Origin of the sequence: Geminicoccus sp., from assembly GCF_035556675.1 — a bacterium.
GTDB lineage: Bacteria > Pseudomonadota > Alphaproteobacteria > Geminicoccales > Geminicoccaceae > Geminicoccus.
Window position 1 is genome coordinate 24,070 of the sequence record NZ_DATMFZ010000346.1, and the last position, 22,884, is coordinate 46,953.

Annotated in this window: 18 protein-coding genes; 12 read left to right on the forward strand and 6 right to left on the reverse strand. The window is 69.0% G+C overall.

What is annotated here, in order from left to right:
• Positions 1–71: 71 nt before the first annotated feature.
• Positions 72–2,531 carry a glycosyltransferase family protein gene (locus tag VNS22_RS24215; RefSeq protein ID WP_325737086.1) on the reverse strand — a complete coding sequence of 820 codons (2,460 nt, stop codon included), beginning with the start codon at positions 2,529–2,531 and terminating at the stop codon, positions 72–74.
• 270 nt (positions 2,532–2,801) lie between these two features.
• Between VNS22_RS24215 and VNS22_RS24220 the strand changes: the two genes are divergently transcribed.
• Complete coding sequence (locus VNS22_RS24220) at positions 2,802–3,980, forward strand: glycosyltransferase family 4 protein (protein WP_325737089.1); 1,179 nt, start codon at positions 2,802–2,804, stop codon at positions 3,978–3,980.
• Here VNS22_RS24220 and VNS22_RS24225 read toward each other — a convergent pair.
• The 3 genes from VNS22_RS24225 to VNS22_RS24235 are packed head-to-tail and all read right to left on the reverse strand — an operon-like array spanning position 3,908 to position 7,873.
• A complete protein-coding gene (locus tag VNS22_RS24225; protein WP_325737090.1) occupies positions 3,908–5,368 on the reverse strand; it encodes a lipopolysaccharide biosynthesis protein in 1,461 nt (486 codons plus the stop codon). The two genes, VNS22_RS24220 and VNS22_RS24225, sit on opposite strands and share 73 nt — an antisense overlap.
• 58 nt (positions 5,369–5,426) lie before the next feature.
• The gene (locus VNS22_RS24230) at positions 5,427–6,581 is read right to left on the reverse strand and encodes a glycosyltransferase family 4 protein (RefSeq protein ID WP_325737091.1); all 1,155 of its coding nucleotides are present in this window, start codon (positions 6,579–6,581) and stop codon (positions 5,427–5,429) included.
• Positions 6,578–7,873: an O-antigen ligase family protein gene (locus VNS22_RS24235; RefSeq protein WP_325737093.1), complete on the reverse strand. Its 1,296-nt coding sequence runs from the start codon at positions 7,871–7,873 to the stop codon at positions 6,578–6,580. The genes VNS22_RS24230 and VNS22_RS24235 overlap by 4 nt, the downstream gene beginning before the upstream one ends.
• Before the next feature lie 152 nt (positions 7,874–8,025).
• On the opposite strand from VNS22_RS24235, the gene VNS22_RS24240 reads away from it, so the two are divergent.
• The gene (locus VNS22_RS24240; protein WP_325737095.1) at positions 8,026–9,411 is read left to right on the forward strand and encodes a NosD domain-containing protein; all 1,386 of its coding nucleotides are present in this window, start codon (positions 8,026–8,028) and stop codon (positions 9,409–9,411) included.
• 22 nt (positions 9,412–9,433) lie between these two features.
• On the opposite strand, the gene VNS22_RS24245 is transcribed toward VNS22_RS24240, so the two are convergent.
• Positions 9,434–10,402: a glycosyltransferase family 2 protein gene (locus tag VNS22_RS24245; RefSeq protein WP_325737097.1), complete on the reverse strand. Its 969-nt coding sequence runs from the start codon at positions 10,400–10,402 to the stop codon at positions 9,434–9,436.
• 194 nt (positions 10,403–10,596) lie between these two features.
• On the opposite strand from VNS22_RS24245, the gene VNS22_RS24250 reads away from it, so the two are divergent.
• The 10 genes from VNS22_RS24250 to VNS22_RS24295 all read left to right on the forward strand — a co-directional run bounded on the left by VNS22_RS24250 (position 10,597) and on the right by VNS22_RS24295 (position 21,573).
• Positions 10,597–12,888, forward strand: a complete 2,292-nt coding sequence (locus VNS22_RS24250; RefSeq protein ID WP_325737099.1) for a GumC family protein — start codon at positions 10,597–10,599, stop codon at positions 12,886–12,888.
• 36 nt (positions 12,889–12,924) lie between these two features.
• Positions 12,925–13,953 carry an exopolysaccharide biosynthesis polyprenyl glycosylphosphotransferase gene (locus VNS22_RS24255; RefSeq protein WP_325737101.1) on the forward strand — a complete coding sequence of 343 codons (1,029 nt, stop codon included), beginning with the start codon at positions 12,925–12,927 and terminating at the stop codon, positions 13,951–13,953.
• Positions 13,943–14,746 (forward strand): WecB/TagA/CpsF family glycosyltransferase, encoded by an 804-nt coding sequence (locus VNS22_RS24260; protein ID WP_325737103.1) that lies wholly within the window; start codon positions 13,943–13,945, stop codon positions 14,744–14,746. The genes VNS22_RS24255 and VNS22_RS24260 overlap by 11 nt, the downstream gene beginning before the upstream one ends.
• Before the next feature lie 199 nt (positions 14,747–14,945).
• Complete coding sequence (locus tag VNS22_RS24265; protein WP_349261885.1) at positions 14,946–16,007, forward strand: UDP-glucuronic acid decarboxylase family protein; 1,062 nt, start codon at positions 14,946–14,948, stop codon at positions 16,005–16,007.
• Between the two features lie 30 nt (positions 16,008–16,037).
• On the forward strand, positions 16,038–16,598 hold the full coding sequence (locus VNS22_RS24270; protein ID WP_325737107.1) for an acyltransferase: 561 nt from the start codon (positions 16,038–16,040) through the stop codon (positions 16,596–16,598).
• The gene (locus tag VNS22_RS24275; protein ID WP_325737108.1) at positions 16,595–17,623 is read left to right on the forward strand and encodes a Gfo/Idh/MocA family oxidoreductase; all 1,029 of its coding nucleotides are present in this window, start codon (positions 16,595–16,597) and stop codon (positions 17,621–17,623) included. Before VNS22_RS24270 ends, VNS22_RS24275 begins: the two co-directional genes overlap by 4 nt.
• A complete protein-coding gene (locus VNS22_RS24280; protein ID WP_325737110.1) occupies positions 17,620–18,738 on the forward strand; it encodes a DegT/DnrJ/EryC1/StrS family aminotransferase in 1,119 nt (372 codons plus the stop codon). The genes VNS22_RS24275 and VNS22_RS24280 overlap by 4 nt, the downstream gene beginning before the upstream one ends.
• Entirely contained in the window at positions 18,735–19,415 is a 681-nt protein-coding gene (locus VNS22_RS24285; RefSeq protein ID WP_325737112.1) for an acyltransferase, read from the forward strand. The genes VNS22_RS24280 and VNS22_RS24285 overlap by 4 nt, the downstream gene beginning before the upstream one ends.
• A complete protein-coding gene (locus VNS22_RS24290; protein ID WP_325737114.1) occupies positions 19,412–20,395 on the forward strand; it encodes an NAD-dependent epimerase/dehydratase family protein in 984 nt (327 codons plus the stop codon). Before VNS22_RS24285 ends, VNS22_RS24290 begins: the two co-directional genes overlap by 4 nt.
• A complete protein-coding gene (locus tag VNS22_RS24295) occupies positions 20,392–21,573 on the forward strand; it encodes a DegT/DnrJ/EryC1/StrS family aminotransferase (RefSeq protein WP_325737116.1) in 1,182 nt (393 codons plus the stop codon). The genes VNS22_RS24290 and VNS22_RS24295 overlap by 4 nt, the downstream gene beginning before the upstream one ends.
• A 504-nt stretch (positions 21,574–22,077) precedes the next feature.
• On the opposite strand, the gene VNS22_RS24300 is transcribed toward VNS22_RS24295, so the two are convergent.
• Entirely contained in the window at positions 22,078–22,854 is a 777-nt protein-coding gene (locus VNS22_RS24300; RefSeq protein WP_349261886.1) for a response regulator transcription factor, read from the reverse strand.
• Positions 22,855–22,884 lie beyond the last annotated feature (30 nt).

Consider the following 22,884-nt stretch of genomic DNA (forward strand, 5'->3'; position numbering starts at 1 on the left):
CACGAAAAATACAGTAACCGTCGGCCGCGATGTTTGATGATGGAGCGGGATCCACTGCGCCGCTCGGAATTTCATGGTCGATAGACTGCACCAGCATGTCCTTGTCCCACCTGGATGTCGCGAGGTCCCGATCCATGCCCTGTTCCGCCAACTTTTGAACTAGCCACTTCTGATGATGGCTGAACGGATACCGGTACAACTTGCGGCCTAACCCGGTCCTCGGTGGAACATGCTTTGCGTACGCTGGTACCCTGTCCGGCTGCACGGGCGATGCCTTCGGGTAGCTTGGCGATGACGCAGCCGGCTGGCGCGGCCGGATCGATGTCGATGATCCGATACCGGTCATGCGAGCGGATCGCCTCGAATGCCGCCCAGGCGGCATCGGTCCGGTAGATATCCTTCAGGACGACCACGGGCACGCTCAGGAGCAGGGTCATGATCCGGTCGTCGACGATAGCGGCGTCCTCGACGACGACCGCATCGAAAGGACGACCCGAATCCGCGGCACGAAGGTCCAGCCCAGGTCCGGAGGCAGCGATCCTGGTGCAGATCAGCGTTTCTTGGCCCAAATAGTCGCTGGCCGGCTGGTCGGATTGGATGATCAGCACCATCCGGCAGCCCTGCGCTACCAGCCGGTCATGGATCCAGCGATCGCTGCCATCAGGCTGCCTCGCGATCCAACGCGGCCGGTGCAGTCTGCCCGCAATGCTCGCGAGATCACGCAGCCGGCGCCGCAGCGGTACTGGCAGCGTGGCCTTCACGACGTTCCGGCCCAACTTGCCAAAGTATCGGAACTCCGGCATGGCCGGCACGCTTGGCTGCAGCGCCGCAAGGCTGGGCTTCGCGAGCAGCGCATCCATTCCCCGGTACCAGCGCCGGTGCAGACCGCACACGGCGGGCGCATTCGCCGTTGCGGCCAGCCCCGGCTCGAAAGCCGCCGGACCTAGCTCGGCGCTCCCGGCAAGCCGATCCACCAGGGCTTCCTGCCCGCAGGCCCGGAGCACGGCGGCGAGTTGCCCCTCCCATGCCGCAGCGCTCCGGGGGGGCAGCTGGTGAACGCTGTGCCGCAGGCTCGCGTGATCCGTCCGTGTCGCCGGCGACGCGGCCGGAAACAGCCGCCAAGCTGCCTGGCGCGCGCGATCAAGCTCGGGATGGTGCAGCCATGGATACTGGGCGCTGCATCGGGCAGCATCGTCGATGCGTCCTTGGCAGAGCAGGGCAACGATGAAGTAGGCCCATTCGACCGGGTCGGGGTCGGCGGCGCCATAGTCGACCAGCGTCGTTTCGATCAATCCGGCAAGACGCGCGAGCGCATCGCCCGCGTCCCCGGCAAACAGGCTGCTGAGCGCCAGGCGGAACCTGGCCTCTGGCAGGTAGTGCACGTGATACAGGCACCGGCGGTAATGGTGCTGCGCCGCTGCAATCCTCCCCTGCCACAGATGAGCATCCCCCTGGCGCAGCAGCGACCGGTCCAGGCTCTGCCCGACGACGGGCGCGTTGATCCGGCCGGCATCCTCGTCGGTCAGGGTGAGGGCCGCGAAGGCATGAGGCTGGACGATCCGCTGCTGCGGCGCGCGCTGCCGGTTCAGCAGGTACCACTGGAGGATCTGCGATCGCTGCTGAAGCGTGTGGCGGGTGTGGACCAGGCGGTAACCCGCATCGGTGATCCGGCGCAGCTCGTCCGGCCTGTCCAGGAGGTGGTCGATGCAGTCTACGACATCCGTCTCATCGGCGAAGACGCAGTTCTCCATATGCACGAAGCCGGCATCGGCCAGTGCTGGAGTTCGCTCGGTGACGAGGCAGGACCGGGCCGCCGGGACCTCGAAATGCTTGCGGACGACTTCCCGACCCATCGCGCCGCAGCTGGGTACGAACAGGCTGGCATTGATCGCACGCGCATAGTCCTCGCCGTGCAGCATCCGCCGGGCGGCCCTGCTCTCGTAGCCGAACTGTGGGCAGATCAGGCTGGGGAACCGGTCCGCCAGCAGCCGGTAGACCTTCTGGCGCCAGGGATACAGGCCATAGGCCTGGCCGGTCAGCAGCACTGGGATCGTCTTGTGCTGGCCATAGTCACGGAAGATGTCGGGGTCGATGAAGTTCGGCCACACGAACAGCCGGTCGGCGATGCTCGGCGTGTACTCCTTCATCGCCACCGCGATCGTGAAGCAGGTCTCGATCCCCCAATGATCCATGTCAGATATGAAGCCGGCACGGCGGTCGCACCATGCGTCGCCATTGTGCAGTCCGAGCTTCGGCACATCTGGATGGGTACGGGTGTTGGACACCTTGATGCGTCGCGACCCGTGGGTCCGGTAACCGCTCTCGAACAGAGTCAGGTCAGGCCGATGCCGCTCACAGATCTCGGCATAGTCACAATCGTGGTTGATCACGGTCACATCGAAGAACTGGGCCAGGCATTTGACGTGATGCTGCATGTGCATCAGGAGGAAGCGAGCCGCACCTTCATTGGGCTGATGATCCCACTGGAAGAACACCAGCCTCGGCTTGCGCACGCCGATCGCGTGGTCCATGCGTTCATCCTGCACGTCGTGACAATCCATCGCAGTAGGCGATCACGGCTGATCGGCGGCCCGGCGGACTTTCTCCGGTTCGCTTCTCGCATCTCCGGCACGATCATCGGCATCCCGGGTCCAGTGGAAGTTACACCGAAGACTTTGCTGGATCAGGCAGCCGATTAGCTTAATAGCCAAAAGTACTAAGCGCGCGTTATCGCCCGGGGCACTACAGTGGCACCGAAACATCGCGCCGCCGAAGCTGCGGCGGCCGACGGAGTGCTGGCGATGGACGGGCCAACCAAGCAGCAGGCGCGCAGGATCGGCAAGGCCGACCGGTCACTCCGGATCGGGATCGCCTTTCCCGGCGGCTTCGAATTCGGCGGCATCGGCCGGATGATGCTCTATGCGATGGAGGCCTTCGCCGCCATGGCTGACGGTCCGTGCTGCACGCCGCAGGACGCGAGGGGCAGCGGCCACATCGCCATGATGCCCGTCCATCTCCTGCGGTCGGTCGGCTGGCTGGCTTGGGCGCGGCTGAGGGGGCAGATCGACCTGGTCCACCTCAACGTCGCCGGCCGGGGCAGCACGCTCCGCAAGATCGTGCTGAGCGAGGCCGCGGCGTTGCTGCGCCTGCCGACGATCGTGCACCTGCACGACTACGACTATCGGACGGACTTCGGCAGGCGCGGCATGGTCGGGCGCCACTTCGTGCGCCGGCTGTTTCAGCGGGCCGGACGGGTCATCGTGCTGGGGCACCGCGACGAGGTCATCGCCACCGAGCTGCTGGACGTCGCGCCGGCGAGGCTGGTGCGGCTGCCCAATGCCGTCCCGGATCCGGGCTCGCCGCCGTTGCGGCAGGAGCAGGAACGACCGGCACGCCTGGTCTTCCTGGGCAATCTCGACGACCGCAAGGGCGTGCCCGAACTGCTCCAGGCGCTGGCATCCCCGGCATTGCGCACCCTCCCCTGGACAATCGACTTTGCCGGTGGCGGCGAGACCGCCCGGTTCGCCGCGCAGGCAAACGAGTTGGGCATCAGCGCGCGGACCAGCTTTCATGGCTGGCTGGATGCAGCCGCGGTCCAGGCACTGTGCCGGAACGCCGACATCTTTGTGCTGCCCTCCCACGCCGAGGGCCAGGCCATGGCGCTGCTGGAGGCGATGGCCCACGGGCTCGCCATCGTCACGACCCCGGTCGGCGCCCATCTGGAGGCGGTCACCCCCGGTCGGGAGGCGCTGCTGGTGACACCTGGCGATGTGGCCAGCCTGGCAGACGCCATCGCGACCCTGGTCACCCGGCCGGAACTGCGCGCCAGGCTGGGCAGTGCTGCCCGCCAGCGCTACCTGGAAGCCTTCGCCATCGCCGCCTATGCCGAAAAGCTGATCGCCCTCTATCAGGCGGCGTTGCGTGACAGCGAGCGGGTCAGCCCACGGCAGGCCCCGGTGATCTCCGAGCTCAAGGGATGACCGGTGCGGTAGAGCCCGCCTAGCCAGCCCAGCGCGGCGGCGGCGCAGGCGATGATCGTCCGGCCGATATCGAGATCGAAGCCGGCCGGTGAGCTCAGCACGATGGCAGCCGGCACGGCTGCCGCCGCGGCCGTGACCGCCATGCTGGCGCGCGAGGCCAGCAGCAGGTCGCGCCAGTTCAGGTCGATGACCCGCGCGATGAAGTGGAAGGCGACGGCCATCTGCAAGGGGGCCGTGAGGAGCATGCTGGCCGCCAGCGCCTCCGGGCCGGCATAGGCGGCAGCAACGACGATCAGCACCGATGGCGGCAGGCTGATCAGGCTCGCGAGCAGCGCGTCCCTGACCCGGCCGACCGCGACCAGCAGCGGGTAGGTCATGAAGGCGGGTGCCAGCATCATGGTCGCGATCGCCATGATCCGCACCAGCGGCACCGCCTCCAGCCATTGCGGGCCCAGCAGGATTCGCACCACCGGTGCGGCCAGCAGGGCCAGGACCGCCAGGGCCGGCCACTGCACCGCCGACATCAGCTCGTGGCCACGCAGATAGGCCCCCTTCAGATTGCCTCCGTTGCGGACCTGCGTGGCCATGGCCGGAAGCACCACCGGGCTCAGCGCGCTGGCCAGCATCCGGTCCGGGAGCTGGCTGAGCGTCGTGGCGCGGGTGAACATGCCGGCAGCACCGAATCCCCACCACCGCCCCAGCAGGAGCCTGGGCAGGAGGTCGGCGCCCATGTTGACCAGGGTCAATACGCTGGCCGTCATGCCGAACGAGCCGACCTCCCGCCAGTAGCGCAGGGATGGCCGGAAGAACTCGAGCCTCGGCCGGCAGCAGAAGGCGATGACGGTCGTAACCGTCCCGGACAGCACGGCTCCCCAGACATAGCTGGCTGCGCCGAACCCGGCGGTCGCCAGGGGGATGGCGAGACCCGCACTGGCCAGCGCAGCCATGACATTGATCAAGGCGAGCCTGCGGAACTCCATGCCCCGGCGCATCAGGCCGATCAGCGGTGTGCCGAACGGCACGAGCAGGAAGCTGAGCGTACCGATCCGCAGGATCGTCACGAGTTCCGGCGCGTCATAGGCCTGGCCGATCCAGGGGGCAGCCGTGAACAGGCCCAGGCCCATCACGATCGACATCAGCAGGTTGATGGTGAAGGCCGTGCGCACCGTCGGCAGGTCGGGCGTCCTGGTCTGCACGATATAGGCGCCGACGCCGAAGTCGCGAAACGCCTCGATCAGCAGGATCAGCCCGTAGCCGATCATGAACAGCCCCGTCTCGGCGGGCGTGAGCAGCCGGGCCATGATCGCGGTCGTACCGATCGTGATGGCCTGGATCAGGTATTTCTCCATGAAGGAGAAGGCCAGCGAATGGCGGATGCTGTCCGGCACCGGCCCTGCCTGCGGTGGAACCGGAACGGCCGCCGGATGCCGCTCGGCATGGCACGACTTATCCATGCTCGGGATGCGTGCGGGACGCAGGCAAAGGAGCGGCGTGGCGCTGGGCCGCCCGCCGGTAGACCGTCAAAGTGCGCAGGGCGACGGATCCGGCCGACAGTGCGCTGGCAGCGGCCGCCGCGGCAGCATTGGCATGGCGCCGCATCGCCTCGGGATCACGCAGGAGCAGGACCATGGCTCGCGCGAGTGCTGCGGCATCTGTCGGCACGACCGGGCCCATCCCGGTCCGTCCTGCCAGGGCCCCGATCTCGCCCACGTCGGTGGCGACAACTGGCAGGCCGAAGGCCGCCGCCTGCGCCAGCACGCCGCTCTGCGACGCTTCCAGATAGGGCAGCACCAGGAGATCCGCGTCACGGAACAGCTGCGCCGCTTCCCGGTCCGGCACGTAGCGGTCGTGCAGCTCGAACCAGGGCCTGCTGGCCAGTGCCGGCCGAAGCCGTGCCAGGTCCGGCCCGGTGCCGGCGACCACGAAGCGGGCATTGGGGACATGCCGGACGACCTGGTCCGAGGCATCGATCAGCAGGCCCACGCCCTTGTAGGCCATGATCCGCCCGAAGAAGAGGATGCAGGGGCCAGGGCCTGGCGTCTTCGCCAGCCCGGCCTCGTCGGCAATGCGGCGGTGGCGGTCCAGCACCGGATGCGCCACCACATGGACCTGGTCCGGGTGCCCGATGCCGGAATCCAGCAGGGCCTGGCGCAACCCCGGCCCATGGACGATCAGGCCGTCCGCGGCGTGGCGCAGCAGCCGGATGGTCGCTGCCGGCACCTTCTGGGACTGCACGTCGCCCGGATGGCAGGTGACGTCGTGCACGGTGACGACCTTGGTCCGGCGGCGCAGGAACGGCAGGCCCAGTGTCAGCCAGAAGACGCTGTCGCCCAGAAAGTGGATGACGTCGGGATCCATCCGCCGGACGAGGCGCAGGAGCCGGCCGAGCAGCAGCAGGTTGCGCAGGTCGCGATGGCGCGGCCATGGCATCGGGTGGACAGCGACCGTGTCCGGGAGGTCATGGCCGAACCGCTCCACCATCGGCACCGGCGCCGCGAGCGTCACCTCGGCGACGCCGGACAGGGCCCGCACCATCGCGATCGCATATTCGTCGGGCCCGGTCGGCAGGCACAGCACCCGCGGACGTCGATGGACGCTCATGCCAGCCCCCCTGTCCGGAGAGCCGGCTCCCGGCTCAGGGTCGATGCGGTCGGCAGGAGGATGGCGAAGCCGGCCAGGATCCAGGTGAGGTCGGAATGCGCGAGCAGGTCGGACTCGCTGAAATTCCGGAACAGATAGAGGCACAAATAGAGGAAGGCGAACCGGCTCGGCAGGTCGTGGGGGTCGCGGATGAACCCGCGCACCGCCCGTACCAGCGCTCCCAGCAGGACCCCCAGCGCCAGGACGAGGCCGACCAGCCCCAGCCCCAGCAGCATCTCGCGGTAGCCATTGTGCGAGTTGGGCGCACCCCAGCCGATCCGGGCACTGATCTGCTCGGCTACGCTCGCCACCTCGAAGAACGCGCCATAGCCGTAGCCTGTGATGGGCCGCTGCGCGATGAACCCGTCGATGAAGTCCCAGAGCTCGGTCCGGCCGGTCAGCGTCACGTCGCGTCCGAGCGCCAGGATGATCCGGTTGCGTGCCAGGAACAGCGGCAGGAGGATCGAGACGCAGCCGAGCAGCAGGAACAGCATGCCGCCTGCCGCCATGCGCCGTGGCCAGGCCGCGATCACCAGCGGCAGATGCAGGCCGGCCAGGATCAGCAGCAGCATCACGGTGGTCGCCGAGCCGACCGGGACGGCCAGGGCCACGATGGCGGCATAGCCGAGCAGCAGGGTCGGCCGGGGCATGAGCCGGGCGTGCCATGCAACCGCGATGAGCAGGGCCGCCAGCAACAGGCCCAGCCCCATGCCGTTCTTGTGGGTGAAGACGCCGCGAAACTCGCCGCTGTCCGGCATGAAGGCGAGGTCGGGCAGGCAGATGCCGAACAGCAGGCTCAGCCCCAGAATGGCCAGTGCGACGGCGGCGAGCGTCCTGGCCAGGACGGCCGGACTGAAGGTCACTGCTGCCCAGGCGACGATCACGGTGTTGGCGGAGAACGAGGCGGCCCGCCGCAGCGTCACGCCCGGCTCGACCGACCAGATGGCGGACAGCCAGATCCAGATACCCAGCAGGATCAGGCAGGGATGGCGGCAGAGCAGTCCGGTGACGGCGCGCCAGCGCAGCACCAGCAGGATCGGCGCCGCGATCAGGCTCGGCAGGAGCAAGATCCGCAGCGTCTCACTGGCCGCGGCAGTCAGGGTGGGCTCGCGTCCGAGCATCCACAGCGGAAACACGGCGCTCGAGCAGATGAACAGCCAGCCGGCCAGCGAGATCAGGCACAGGAGCTGGCCGAGCGTTCTGGGCGCGGCCAGCGGCCAGCGTGTGGTCTCCTGGAAATAGGATGCGTGCATGGACTGCCCTGGCCGTCTGCCTTTGCCGGATCATGGCAGATTGGTCATGCCGGCCGGATTCAGCTGAAGGGCGTAGTCGCCCCCATCGGGCGGAGCAGCCAATAGTCGAGCGGTTATCTCTGCCGCCATCCATTGCCCGGAGGCCCCTGCCGATGAAGCTGCCAGCCCTGGCCCTGGTTCTGGCCGTGACACTGATGGCCCTGCCCGTGAGGGCAGCGTCCGATGATGCGATCGACCGGCGCCCCCGCCTGCACGCGCCCGCGGCGCCGACGCCTTGGACCATCGGCTTCCTGCGCCAGCTGTATGTCAGCGGCTCCGGCTCGGACACGGCCGCCGGAACGCAGGACGCACCGCTGGCCACGATCGGCGCGGCCCTGGCCAGGGCACGCTCCTACGGAAGTGGTACGGAGATCCTGGTGCGCGACGGGATCTATCGAGAGGGCGAGCTCCTGGTCGACTTCGATGGCGCCCCTGGCCAATGGAACGCGCTTCGGGGCTTTCCGGGCGAGCGGCCGACCATCGCCGGGGTGGCGAGCTGGCAGCTCGTGCACCTGCGCGGGGCCTACTTCCTCCTGGAGGGCTTCGAGATCAGCGGCAGCAAGCTGGGCTCCGCCACCAGCGACGGCACCCCGATCCGCTCACGGGCGGATCTGGTGGCCTGGGGCCGGCGTCAGGGCGACTGCCTGGCGACCGGGGAGAACTGCGGCAGCGGCGTCTATGTCGAAGGCTACGAGTCCCGGGCGGTCCACCATGTCGTGGTGCGCGACAACGTCGTCCATGACTTCCCGGGCGCCGGGATCGCGGCCAACGCCGCGGACTATCTCCTGATCGACGACAACGTCGCCCACCACAACGCCTTCACCTCGCTCTACGGCCATAGCGGCATCTCGGTCTGGCACAGCCGCAGCATGGGCGAAGGGCCCGCGGACGAGGTCCGGATCCTCGTGCGCAACAACATCTCGTTCGCCAACCACCAGCATGTCGCCTCGACGGCAATTGGCATCGACCACCCGACCGATGGCAACGGCATCATCTTCGATCAGAACACGGCCTTCGACTATCCCTTCCGGATGCGCGCCGAGAACAACATCGTGTTCGACAATGGCGGGTCCGGGATCCACGTCTACGACAGCGCCAACGTGGATCTGGTCAACAACACGTCCTGCCGCAACGCCGCGGGCGAGAGCCAGAACGATGGCGAGATCTTCGCGAACACCAGCAAGGGCGTGCGCATCTTCAACAACATTCTCCTGGCCCGCCCGGGCAAGCGGATCAACTCCAACTGGTCGAACACGGACCTGGCAACCGGCCGCAACATCCTGTTCGGCACGGTGGCGCCCGAGCTGATCGGGCCAGGCGACCGGATCGCGGATCCGCGATTGGCTGGCGTATGCACCGAGCCGGTGGTCGAGCGCTTCATGCCGAAAGCCGGATCGCCCGCCATTGATGGTGCGGCGGAAGTCCATGCCAACGCCAGCGATCAGACCGGGCGGGCAGCCACCCGGCGTCGCGACATTGGTGCCGTGGAACGTCCCTGAAGGCGGCGCCGGCAACCCTGCCCTACCAGCGGACCCGCCGGCCTGCGGCCTTGGCCAGGCGGTCCATGAGGGTGATTCCGAGCTGAGGGTCGGCACGCAGCGCCCGCAGCGCGCTGCCGACCTCGCGTCGGCCGAGATCGCGCAGCAGCCGGCGATAGGCCAGGGAGCTGCGGATCAGGTCCGCACGGCGCGCCAGCGCTGCCTGCAGCCGCACCGGGCCCAGATCGCGGGCGGCATGCTCGGCAATGGCGTTCTGCTCGAGCATGCGGGTGAGCGTGGTGAGCGGATCGACTGCGGTCAGCGAACCCGGCCGCCGCCGATAGTAGTAGAGGGGCTGGTTCAGCAGGCCCATGCGCGCACCGTGCAGGCCGCAGTCGACATGGAACAGGAAATCCTCGTAGCGCTCCTGGCCCAGGCGAAACGCCAGCTGGTGGCGATGGAGAAAGCTGCGCCTGACCAGGGGCTTGAGCGTGCCGTAGCCCACGATCTCGGGCGGGTCGCGCACCACCAGGTGGGCGACATCCATCCGCGACACCCCGGCAGGCTCGCTGCGCAGCACCCGGCCGTCAGGCCGCGCATTCGGCCGGCTCACCATGAACTGGTCGTCGGCCAGCCAGTCGAGATCCATGTGTTCGGCGGCCTCGACCATCCGGGCCAGGCGCCCGGGCTCCAGCCAGTCGTCGCTGTCGACGAAGGCGATCCACCGGCCCCGCGCCACGGCAAGCCCCTCGTTGCGCGCTCGGCAGACTCCGCGATTCTCGGTCATGCGCACCAGGCGCACGCGCGGATCCTGGCTAGCGTGCGCGGCCGCCATCCTGGCCGTCGCATCACAGGACGCGTCATCGACGACCAGGATCTCGAGCGAGCGCACGGTCTGGGCGCGGATCGAGGTCAAGGTATGATCGATATACAATTCGACGTTATGGGCCGGCACGATCACGGAGACGATGACCGGCATGGAGCAGTCAACGGCCGCAGGGGTCTGGCTCATGATCACAACTTGTCTGGGGGGTCTGCAACGCTCCGTGGCAGCTCGTGATGCCGCCGTCCATCCACCCACTTCGGAGTACCCCCAAAAGCAGGAGGTATTTCTTCAATTGGCATAACTGCGTGTTCGACCGGTCCATGCCATAGCTTGAGCTGATCAAGTCAGGTGCGGCAGGCGAAGTGACCGGAAACCGAGCAATGACATGGGCAGCCATGACCCGGATCGACACTGGGAGAGCCGATGGCATCGAGCGCGCACCGGGCATGCTGCCACACGATCCCGCCGGGCGGGACGACGAACTGGTCAGGCTCGCTCGCACGCTGTTGACCCGCTGGAAGCAGATCGGCACGGTCGTGGCGCTGGCCACCGGCTTGGCGGTGCTGGGGCTACGGCAGCTGCCGCCGGCCTACATCGCCACTGCGGAGATCCTGATCGATCCGGGCCAGGCGCAGTATGCCGATCTGGCGGATGCGGGGGCACCCCGTCAGACCACGGTCTGGCCCACCGAGCTCGAGACCTACATGAAGGTGCTCTGGTCGGACGAGCTGGCGGCGGATGTCGTCAACACCGTAGGCCTGGCCGCCTTCACCAAGGAGGCCCCGCCCTGGGCACCGCTCGAGGCATGGGTCCTGGAGCTGGCCCGCCCGCTCCTGCCCCATTTCCAGGATCTGGCAGCGTCGCTGGGCCTGCCGTCGCAGCCGCCGCTCCTGGCGCTCGACGCCGATCCCGCGGCGAGTGCCGCCCGTCCGGGCGAGACGGCTCTGGACAAGGCGGTGGCGGTGTTCCGCGAGCAGCTCGTGGTCAGCCGCGAATCGTTGGCCGCCGTCATCGAGATCGGCTATCGGGCCGCCGACCCCGAGCTTGCGGCGAAGGTGGCCAACGCCACGGCCGAGGCCTTCCCACGTGAGCTGATCCGGGCCGAGAAGGCCGCGCTCGGCGCCTCGGCCAACTACCTGGGCGAACGCGTCGCGGCCCTGGCCCAGGAGCTTCAGGCAGCCGATGCCGAGGCCCAGGCGCTGCGCCGCCGGCTGTCGGACTTCGGCAGCGGCTCGCTCAACGAGCGGCGTTATGCCGAGCTCCTGAAGACCCTGTCCGAGGCCCAGGCCCAGCTGGTCAACGCACGCAATGATTCCAGCCTGGTGGCGGACCGCACGCACGGCCTGAGCGAGCGCTTCACGACCCCGCAGCTGAAGGAGCTGCGTCTTCTGGAGACGGAGCTGGCACAGCGCCTGGCCGAACTCGGCAGCGATCTCCAGGCCAGGCATCCCGCGGTGGCGACGGTCAGGGCCGAGCAGGCGGAGATCCGCTCCCGGATCCGGGCCGAGGAGGAGGGGATCCGCCAGCAGATCGCGAGCGAGGAGCAGCTGTGCTTGGCCAAGGTCGCCTGGATCGAGGGTGAACTGCAGGCGATCGAACAGGAGCTGGCGCTCAGCGCCACCGACCAGCTGCAGCTCAAGCAGCTGACGACCCGCACCGACAGCACGAGGCTGCTCTATCAGGACATCCTGACCCGCTACCAGCGGGCGCGCGAGCAGCAGCTGATGGTGCGGGCACCGGCCCGGATGATCAACGCCGCCCGGGTCCCCACCCGACCGGAGGGCAAGAAGCGGCTCATCCTGCTGGGCGGGGCGCTGCTGGGCTCGCTCGCGGCCGCCACGGGCCTCGTGCTCCTGCTCGAGCTGCGCCGCCGGGGCTACCGTTCGGCCGAGGAGCTGCAGCGTACGACCAGGCTGCCGGTGATCGGCTGCCTGCCGGCCGTCGACCGGCGGGTCTGGGGCGACCGGCCGGACGGCGGCCACGGCTTTGCCCAGAAGGTGTATGGCGAAGCAGTGCGCCGCGCGGCCCTGCGCCTGATGACCGGCCGCCGATCGCCCCAGGGGATGGCCGAGCTGATCCTGGTCACCTCGGCCAAGTCCGGTGAGGGCAAGACGCTGGTGTCACTGAGCCTGGGCCGGCAGCTCGCCGGCAACGGGCTGAAGGTGCTCGTCATCGACACCGACCTGCGCCGGCAGTCGCTGACAGGCCATCTGCAGCACCTGGTCCTGCCGAAGGCCGACCTCGTGGCGCTCCTCACGGAGCCGGTGGCGAAGGTGGAGGACGCGCTCGTCCGCGACGAGCGGTTCGGGGTCGACTTCCTGTTGGCGCAGGAGACCAGCAGCGATCCTGCCCGTCTGTTCGGGTCGCCGGCCATGGCCGGTCTCCTGGCGGAGCTTCGCACCCGCTACGACGTCATCCTCTGCGACTCGCCGCCGATCCTCGCACTTACCGACACGGTGCCGCTGGTCCCGCTGGCAGATCGGGTGCTGTTCGTCACCCGCTGGCAGGACACCGCGCGGAACGTGGTGGAGGTCGCGCTGGACGAGATCCGCCTCCATGGCGGCCGGTCCTGCGAACTCATCCTCAATGCGGTCAACCTGCGCAAGTACGCGCGCCATGCCGGTTCCGACCAGCTCGCTCATTTTCGGCTGAGCGCCAGCTACCTGCGCTAGCGCGGGCGAGCGGCTCATCATTTCAGGTGAACCAGGATGAAGGCATTAGTCAGGGACACCGCGTTCCCCGACCGGGACGTGCCGTTGCTCGGCACCTTCCGGCGGGCCGGCCGGAGCCTCCGCCGGATCGCCTTGCTGGGTGATCTCGCCGAATGTCAGCGGATCATCGCCGCCAGCGTCGCTGCCTCCCCGTCCTGCCAGCTGGTCGGCGTATTCGCGCCGACCGAGGAGCTGGTCGAGGCACTCGTCCGGCAGGCACATGAGCGGGCGCTCGAGGAGGTGCTCATCGTACCGCGCGGGGTATCCGACCAGCCGCTCGCCATGGCGCTGGAGCGGCTGGCCGCCTGCCCGGTCGACATCAGCGTGGACCTGGGCGTGCTGCGGGACACGGTCGCCGACCTGATCACCCCGCAGCTCAGCCGCGACCCGGCCGGCCGGGTCATGCTGATCCGCCAGCCCATGCGCGGCCCCGCTGCCTGGCTGAAGCGGCTCATGGACGTCCTGGTGAGCGCGGTGCTGCTGGTCCTGCTGGCCCCGTTCCTCTGCCTGATCGCATTGCTGATCCGGCTGGAATCGCCGGGGCCGGTGATCTTCCGCCAGACCAGGACCGGGCTGGATCGCCACGAGTTCCAGGTCTGGAAGTTTAGGACCATGCAGGCCGATCCCGGCAGGGAACGGCACGGCACCTGCCAGGCGACGCGGGATGATCCGCGGGTGACCCGGATCGGGCGCTTCCTGCGCCGCACCAGCCTCGACGAGCTGCCGCAGCTGGTCAACGTGCTGCGCGGCGAGATGAGCCTGGTGGGACCGCGGCCCCATCCCGTACCGCTGGATCGCCGCTTCACGCCGCAGCTCCGGCTTTACGCGGCGCGCCACCGGGTACTGCCCGGCATCACCGGCCTGGCGCAGATCAATGGCTGCCGGGGCGAGACGAACTCGCCCGACAAGATGGCGGCCAGGCTCCGCTACGACCTGGAATACATCCGGGCCTGGTCGCTCTGGCTCGACCTGAAGATCATCCTGGCGACCCTGTGCGGCCGCTTCCTCCATGCCAATGCCTACTGACTCCCGGGCTGACCGCCGGGCGCTCGTGCCGCATGTGCCGCGCTACGAGCTGCTGGGCGTCCGGATCAGCGCGCTCGACCTCCCGCAGGCCGTAGCGCACATCCGGCTCCTCGCGACCACGCCCGGCCGGGCCGGCTATGTGTGCGTGCGCGACGTCAACGGCATCATGGCCTGCCAGCGCGATCCGGAACTGCGCCGGATCCATGACAAGGCGGCCCTGGTCACGCCCGACGGGATGCCGGTGGTCTGGTGGGGGCGCCTGTGCGGCCACCGCGAGGTCGGTCGGGTCTATGGGCCGGAGCTGATGGGCCTGCTGTGCGGCCAGCCGCCCGGTGCCGGGCTGCGCCACTTTCTGTGCGGCGGCGAGCCGGGCGTGGCCGAACTGCTGCGCCAGAAGCTGCAGGAACGGTTCCCGGGCCTCTGGGTCGCCGGGACCTGGACCCCGCCGTTCCGCCCCCTCTCGCCCGCGGAGTACGACGCGCTGGCAGAGCGGATCGCCGGGTCCGGTGCCAACCTGGTGTGGATCGGGCTGAGCTCGCCCAAGCAGGAGCGGTTCATGGCCGAGCTGGCCCCCCGGCTGCCGGGCGGGCTGCTGATCGGCGTGGGCGCCGCGTTCGACTTCCTGTCCGGGCGCAAGCGCCAGGCTCCGCGCTGGATCCAGCGCAGCGGGTTCGAATGGCTGTTCCGCCTGCTGACCGAGCCGCGCCGGCTGTGGCGGCGCTACCTGATCGGCAACAGCCGGTTCCTCTGGCTGCTGCTCCGCACCCTGTGCCGCGGCGAGATTCGCAGCTAACGAATAAGTATTAGATCATCCCGATCAATATTACCCAAATGACCGATTTGTTCCACCAAGACTATCACCCGACAATGTTCCTGGTGGTCTGGATCGGCCATCCATCACCAGGTGGAGAGCGCTAGTGAACATCGATACGACCGATCGGATCGCAGAGCTCGCAACAGCCAGCGTAGCACCGGATTATCTGCCGGACGACATGCACGCCGGTCATGACGCCACACACAATGGGAAGCAGCGCCGGTCCGGTGGCCGCAAGCGCTATCTCGTGACCGGCGGCGGCGGGTTCGTCGGCAGCTTCCTGTGCGAGCGGCTCCTGAACGCCGGGCAGCAGGTGCTGTGCGTCGACAATTTCCTGACCGGCCGGATCGACAACCTGACACCGATCATCGACCGGCCAGGCTTCAAGCTGCTGCACCATGATGTCACCCAGCCGCTCCATGTCGAGGTCGACGGCATCTTCAACCTGGCCTGCCCGGCTTCGCCCCCGCACTATCAGAGCGACCCGATCCGGACGACCAAGATCAACGTCCTGGGTGCCATCAACATGCTGGGCCTGGCCCGGCGACTGGGCGTGCCGGTGCTCCAGGCCTCGACCAGCGAGGTCTATGGCGAGCCGGCGGTCCATCCGCAGGCGGAGGCCTACTGGGGCAACGTCAACCCGACCGGGCCGCGCGCCTGCTACGACGAGGGCAAGCGCTGCGCGGAGACGCTGTTCTTCGACTATCACCGCCAGCACGGCGTCGTGATCAAGGTCGCGCGGATCTTCAACACCTATGGCCCGCGCATGAGCATGCATGACGGCCGGGTGGTCTCCAACATGATCGTCCAGGCCCTGACCGGCCAGGACCTCACCGTCTATGGCGACGGCAGCCAGACCCGCTCCTTCTGCTATGTCGACGATCTGGTGCGTGGCCTGATCCAGCTGATGGCGACCCCTGACCAGGTGACCGGCCCGGTCAACCTCGGCAATCCGGCCGAGTTCACCGTTCTGGAGCTGGCGCGCAAGGTGATCGAGAAGACCGGATCCAGTTCGAAGATCCGCCTCATGCCCCTGCCGCAGGACGACCCCACCCGGCGGCGGCCCGACATCACCAAGGCCAGGGAGCTCCTGGGCTGGCAGCCGACGGTCGGGCTCGACGCCGGCCTGGAACGAACCATCCGCCATTTCCGGGAGGCGCTGCAGGACGGCCTGCCGCAGCACATCGAGGCACCCGCGGCGCTGGCCCGTCAGGCGGCCCCCATGCTGCAGACCGCCTGACGACCCCGACCGCCATCAAGAGAACATGCCATGGCGATCGCCGCCACCGCCCGGCTCGGCCGGGATATCCGGATCCCCTGCCCGGACCTCGTCAATCTCTACGGCTGCACCATCGGCGACGAAACGATGATCGGACCGTTCGTCGAGATCCAGAAGAACTGCATCGTCGGCAAGCGCGTGAAGATCTCCTCGCACAGCTTCCTGTGCGAGGGGGTGTCGATCGAGGACGAGGTGATGATCGCCCACGGGGTGATGTTCACCAACGACCTGATCCCGCGTGCCACCCGCGACGACGGCCGGCCCATGGCCGACGGCGACTGGGTGGTCGTCACGACCCGGGTGCGCGCCAGGGCGTCGATCGGCTCCAACGCCACCATCCTGGCGGGCGTGACCATCGGCAGCCGGGCACTGGTCGGTGCCGGTGCGGTGGTCACCCGCGATGTTCCGGCCTTCGCCATCGTCGCCGGGGTGCCGGCCAGGGTGATCGGCGACGTGCGCGAGCCCAGGAGCGGCCGGAGCGGCAGGAGCCGCTCCGGCCGGATCGGACAGCGATTTACCCGAACCCCCTTCCCGGAAGGCAGCACGCCATGATCGGCATCGGTGTCCTGGGCTATGGCTATTGGGGCCCGAACCTCGCGCGCTGCTTTGGCGAGTGCGAGCAGACCCGGGTCGTGGCCATCGCCGACTTCGACCGGGCCGCGCGCGACCGTGCCGCCCGGCGGCACCCGGGCGTCACGACGGTCGCCACCATGGCCGAGCTCCTGGACGATCCCAGGGTCGATGCCGTCGCGATCGCCACGCCGGTCCACGCCCATTTCGAGCCCGCCCTGGCCGCCTTGCGGGCCGGACGGCACGTGCTGGTCGAGAAGCCCATCACCACCAGCTCCGGCGAGGCCAGCCGGCTGGTCGACGAGGCGGCACGGCGCGGCCTGACCCTGATGGTGGACCACACCTTCACCTTCACGCCGGCCGTGCAGAAGATCGCGGAGCTGGTCGGCGGCGGCGAGATCGGCACCCTGCATTACTACGACTCGACCAGGGTCAATCTCGGCATCGTCCAGAGCGACGTGAGCGTGGTCTGGGATCTCGCGGTCCACGACCTCGCCATCCTGGACGCCATCACGCCGGAGCGCCCGGTGGCGATCGCCGCCCAGGCGGCCAGCCACCTGGCGCAGCGCCCGGAGACCATGGCGTTCGTGACACTGCACTTCGCCAGCGGGATGGTGGCCCACATCAACGTCAACTGGCTGGCGCCGGTGAAGGTCCGCCGCACGCTGATCGGCGGCAGCAGGCAGATGATCGTGTGGGACGATCTGGAGCCCAGCGAGAAGATCAAGGTCTACGACAAGGGCGTCACGCTCACCGGCGACCGCGATGCGGCGCACCGCCTGCGGGTGGGCTATCGCAGCGGCGACATGTGGGCGCCCCGGCTGGCGACCACCGAGGCGCTGGCCACCGAGATCGACCATTTCGCCGGCTGCATCGCCAGCGGCCGCACGCCGCTCACCGACGGCCTGGCCGGCCTGCGGGTCGTGGAACTCCTGGAGAGTGCCCACTGGTCGATGCGCCAGGGCGGCCGCCCGATCGACCTCAGCCTGGAGCGCAAGGCATCATGATCCCCCTCGTCGACCTGCAGGCGCAGCATCGGGCCCTGCTCCCGCAACTGGAGGCGGCGGCCAGCCGGATCCTCGCCAGCGGCCATTTCGTCCTGGGCGACGAGGTCGAGGCGTTCGAGGCGGAGTTCGCGGCGTTCTGCGGCACCCGCCACGCCGTCGCGGTCAGCACCGGTACCGCGGCGTTGCACCTCGCATTGCTCGCCGCCGGCATCGGCCCAGGGGACGAGGTGATCACCACCACCTCGACCTTCGTGGCCTCCGTGGCCGCCATTCTCTACGCCGGCGCCACGCCGGTCTTGGTGGACCTGGATCCCGTGCGCCTGACGCTGGATCCGGCCCAGGTCGCTGCGGCCGTGACCCCGCGCACTCGCGCCATCCTTCCGGTGCACCTGCATGGCGGCATGGCCGACATGGACCGCATCGAGGCCGTCGCCCGCCGCCACGGCCTGGCCGTGATCGAGGATGCCTGTCAGGCGCATGGCGCCGAGCACGAGGGCCGCCGCGCCGGCAGTATCGGCGACATCGGCTGCTTCAGCTTCTACCCAGGCAAGAACCTGGGAGCCTGCGGCGAAGGCGGTGCCGTGGTGACCAATGACGCCGCGGTCGCGGCCAAGGTGCGCCAGCTGCGCGACTGGGGCCAGTCCGCCCGCTACGTCCATGAGCTGCAGGGCTTCAACTACCGGCTCGACGCGATCCAGGCTGCCTTCCTGCGCGTGAAGCTGCCCCATCTCGAATCCTGGACGGCGGCGCGCCGGCGCCATGCGCTGCGCTACGACGCAGGCTGTGCGCAGCTGGACGTGGCAGGCCCGCCGCAGATGCCGGGCGTACGTCATGTCTACCATGTCTATGCGATCCGCTGCGACGGGCGGGACGCGGTCCGGCAGCATCTGGGCGAAGCCGGCATCGCGACCGGCATCCACTACCCGACCCCGGTGCATCTGCAGCCCGCCTATGCCGGGCTCGGCTATCGCTTGGGCGACTTCCCCCATGCCGAGCGCTACGCCCGGCAGACCCTGTCCCTGCCGATGTTCCCCGAGCTCGACGACGTCCGGATCCGGCAGGTCCTGGCGGGGCTGGCGGAGGCGCTGGCGCCCGTCCCGGGAGCGCTGGAATGAGCGCGGTCCAGGCACGGGTGGTCCAGGCGGTCCATGGCCGGCACACGGTCCTGCCCGATCCGGCCTATGAGACCGGGCTGGCCGAGGCGCTGCGCGCCGAGATGGGCCATGAGCGGCTGGAGGATGCCTATCGCCAGCTGGGGCCGCAGGACGACTTCCAGAGCCGGCTGCTCCGGCGCGTCTATCTGCGCGCCCTGGTCCGGCATCTGGGCCAGGGCGTGACGGTCCGGCCCGGCGTGACGTTCCGCCACTTCGAGACCTTCTCGATCGGCGACGGCGTCCATCTGGGCGAAGGCGCAATCCTGCAGGGTCGCCATGACGGAAGCTGCGAGATCGGCGAGGGCAGCTGGATCGGCCCCCAGGCCTTCCTGGATGCGCGCGACCTGGTGATCGGCACGCAGGTCGGCTGGGGTCCGGGCGCCAAGGTCCTGGGCTCGACCCATACCGGTCTTCCGGTCGAGAGGCCGATCATCTGCACCGACCTCGTCATCCGCCCGGTGCGGATCGGCGACTTCGCCGACATCGGGGTCAATGCGGTGATCCTGCCGGGAGTGACCATTGGTGAAGGTGCGATCGTCGGAGCCGGCGCGGTCGTGACCAGGGACGTGCCGGCCTATGCCAAGGTGGCGGGCGTGCCGGCCCGGGTGATCGGCTGGCGCCGTGAGGAGTTGAGATGACCATGCGTGACGAGCGCGTGCTGATCACCGGCGGTGCCGGTTTCGTCGGATCGCACATCGCCGACCAGCTGCTGGCCGCCGGCTGTCGGCAGGTCGTGGTCCTGGACAATCTGGTGCGCGGCCGGCGGGACAATCTCGCCCCGGCCCTGGCCACCGGCCGGCTGCGGCTGGTGGAAGGCGACATCCGCGACCGGGCGCTGCTGGACGAGCTGGTGGCGGACAGCGACCTCGTGTTCCACCAGGCGGCCCTGCGCATCACCCATTGCGCCGCCGAGCCGCACCTGGCCCTGGACGTCATGGTGAACGCCACCTTCGACCTCCTGGAGAGCTGCGTGCGCCACCGCGTGCGCAAGGTCGTGGCCGCCTCGTCGGCCTCGATCTACGGCTTGGCCAGCCACTTCCCCACCCCGGAGGAGGATCCTCCCTACGACAACCGCACCCTCTACGGTGCCGCCAAGCTGTTCAACGAGGGGCTGCTGCGCTCCTTCCACGACAGCCACGGGCTCGACTACGTGGCCCTGCGCTACTTCAACGTCTACGGCCCGCGCATGGACGTCCATGGCCGCTACACCGAGGTCCTGGTCCGCTGGATGGAGCGGCTGGACCAGGGTCTCCCGCCGGTGATCTTCGGCGACGGGCTGCAGACCATGGACTTCGTCGACGTGCGCGACGTGGCGCGGGCCAATGTCCTGGCCGCCGCCGCACCCGCTACCGACACGGTGCTCAACATCGGCACCGGCATCGAGACCAGCCTGCTGGGCCTGGCTGGCGAGCTGGCGAAGGTGATGGGCAGGCCGGCCCTGACGCCCGACTTCCAGCCGGAGCGCTCGGTCAACCCGGTGCCGCGCCGGCTGGCCGCTACCGACAAGGCGCTGGCCGAGATCGGCTTCGCCCACCAGATCGGGCTGGAGCGCGGTCTGGCCGAGCTGGTCGCCTGGTGGCGCACCACGCGGACCCCCGCCCTGGAGGACGTGGCATGATCCCGATCACCAGGCCGGATCTGGGTCCGGCCGAGCAGGAGGCCGTCTGCCGGGTAGTCGGCTCCGGCTGGCTCACCCAGGGGGCGGAAGTGGCGGCGTTCGAGCAGGAGTTCGCCGCCTGCACCGGTGCCGCCCGGGCCTGCGCGGTGTCCAACTGCACCACCGCCCTGCACCTGGCCCTGCTCGCTCACGGGATCGGCCCGGGCGACGAGGTCATCACGGTCAGCCACTCCTTCATCGCCACCGCCAACGCCATCCGGCATTGCGGGGCGGAGCCGGTGTTCGTCGACATCCTGCCGGACACGTTCAACATGGACCCGGCCGCCATCGCCGCCGCGATCGGCCCGCGCACCAGGGCGATCCTGTGCGTTCATCAGATGGGCATGCCGTGCGACTTGGCCGCCATCGCCGCCATCGCCCTGCATCACGACCTGCCGCTGATCGAGGACGCGGCCTGCGCCATCGGCAGCCAGATCCGGCTGGACGGCCGCTGGCAGGCGGTCGGCGGCAGGAAGGGTGCCACTGCCTGCTTCTCCTTCCACCCGCGCAAGGTGGTCACCACCGGCGACGGCGGCATGGTGACGACCTCCAGCCAGACGCGCGACCAGCTGCTCCGCCTCCTGCGCCAGCACGGGATGAGCATCTCGGACAAGGCGCGCCACGAATCATCGGAAGTGCTGACCGAGGCCTATCCGATCGTCGGCTACAACTACCGCCTGACCGACCTGCAGGCCGCGATCGGGCGGGCGCAGCTGCGCCGCCTGCCGGACCTAGTGGCCCGCCGGCGCGCCCTGGCCGCGGGCTACGCCCTGCGGCTGGCCGACCTGCCGGGCGTGACAGCACCGGTCGAGCCCGAATGGGCCCGCTCCAACTGGCAGAGCTACTGCATCCGCCTGCCTGCCTCGGCCGACCAGCGTTCGGTCATGCAGTCCATGCTCGACCAAGGCATCGCCACCCGCCGCGGCATCATGTGCATCCACCGCGAGCCGCCCTATCGGGCCGGCGGGCATCGCCATCTGGTCCATTCGGAACAGGCACAGGACGGCTGCATCCTCCTGCCACTCTACCCGGCCCTGACGGAATCCGAGCAGGACCAGGTGGTGGCGGCCCTGCGCGCGGCCCTGCGTTCCCCCGCCCGCAGCCGGCGAGCGGAGCAACGCGTGGGGGCCGCGGCCTGAGCCTGGAGAGGTCATGAACCGGATCGAATTGGGCATTGGCCCCGGCAAGCATTGAGGGCGAACGAAGTGGGGCCGGCGGTATTGCTGATGGCCGCTCCCAGTCACAGCGAGACAGCGGAAGCGCGCACCTCAGGCGCGGACCTGCTCTCCGACCAGGGTGACGTGCAGGAGACCAGGAGTTGGCCGAGGCGGTCGACTGCCGCCGGCAGTCAGCTCTTGGACCGGGTGCGGCGCGGTGTGGAGATCATGCGCGGTGACACCAACAGCCGACGGGACGTGGGCCCGGGGCGCCCAGCGCGGCGCGTCATGGGCCACCTGCAGATCGGGCCGGCGCTGTGCCGCGCCTCCTCAGCCAGCAGCGTCAGATAGGGTGCCGCAACCGCCCCTCCCGACTCTTGCCGGTCGGATAGGAACCTACCCGGCCGGCAACAGTCACCGCCCCAGCCTGGCTGAGGTCATCTCGGTCCGGAATGTCGTGTGAGATCCGTGATCCGGAAAGGGGCGTCAGCGGCCAGCGGCGCACTGCCCCGGCTCGAACATGTTCCAGGTCATGGAGACGACCTGGGTCCGGTTGGTCGCGTGCAGCTTCTTCATGATGTTGCGCACATGGATCTTCACCGTGCTCTCGCGCATCTGCAGCTCGTACGCGATCATCTTGTTCGCCAGGCCGCGGCGCAGGCAGTTGAGGATCTCCAGCTGACGCGGAGTGAAGTGGTCCTGGAAGCGCGCAAGAGTGGCGTCCTCCTCCGGGAGGATCTGGCTGTCGAACCCGCCATCCTGCTCGCACGGCATGATCCGCGGGCGCGCCTGATCAGCCGGCGGCCGGGCCAGCGGTAGCGGCCGGACGGAGGCTGCCGTCAGGCTCGTCGGCTTCGGCCTGCCCTTGATGAGGCTCGCCGTCGGCACATAGGTTCCGCCGGCACACAGGAGCCGGATCACCTCGATGGCGGCCGACCCCAGCATGGTGGTCGGGATGAAGCCACGCAGGCCGCAGGCCAGCACCGTCATGACGGCCGCATGCTCGCAGCCGTCGGCCACAACTGCGACCGGCACATCGCCCACGCTCCGGGTGAAGGTCTCGAGCTTGCCCAGCAGGTCCTCGTCCAGCGCCTCCGCATGGCCGAGATTGACGAGAACCAGCACCAGATCGACCCTGGCCTGCCCCAGCCAGACCACCTCCTCGTCCGTGTCGGTGGCGAGCAGCTGGTACTCGGGAAACTTGCTCGCCAGCCACCGGGCAATGGGTTCCCGGGTCAGCGGCTTGGGGTCGAAATAGACGATCGCCTGCGAGGCCGGCTGGCATTCACCATA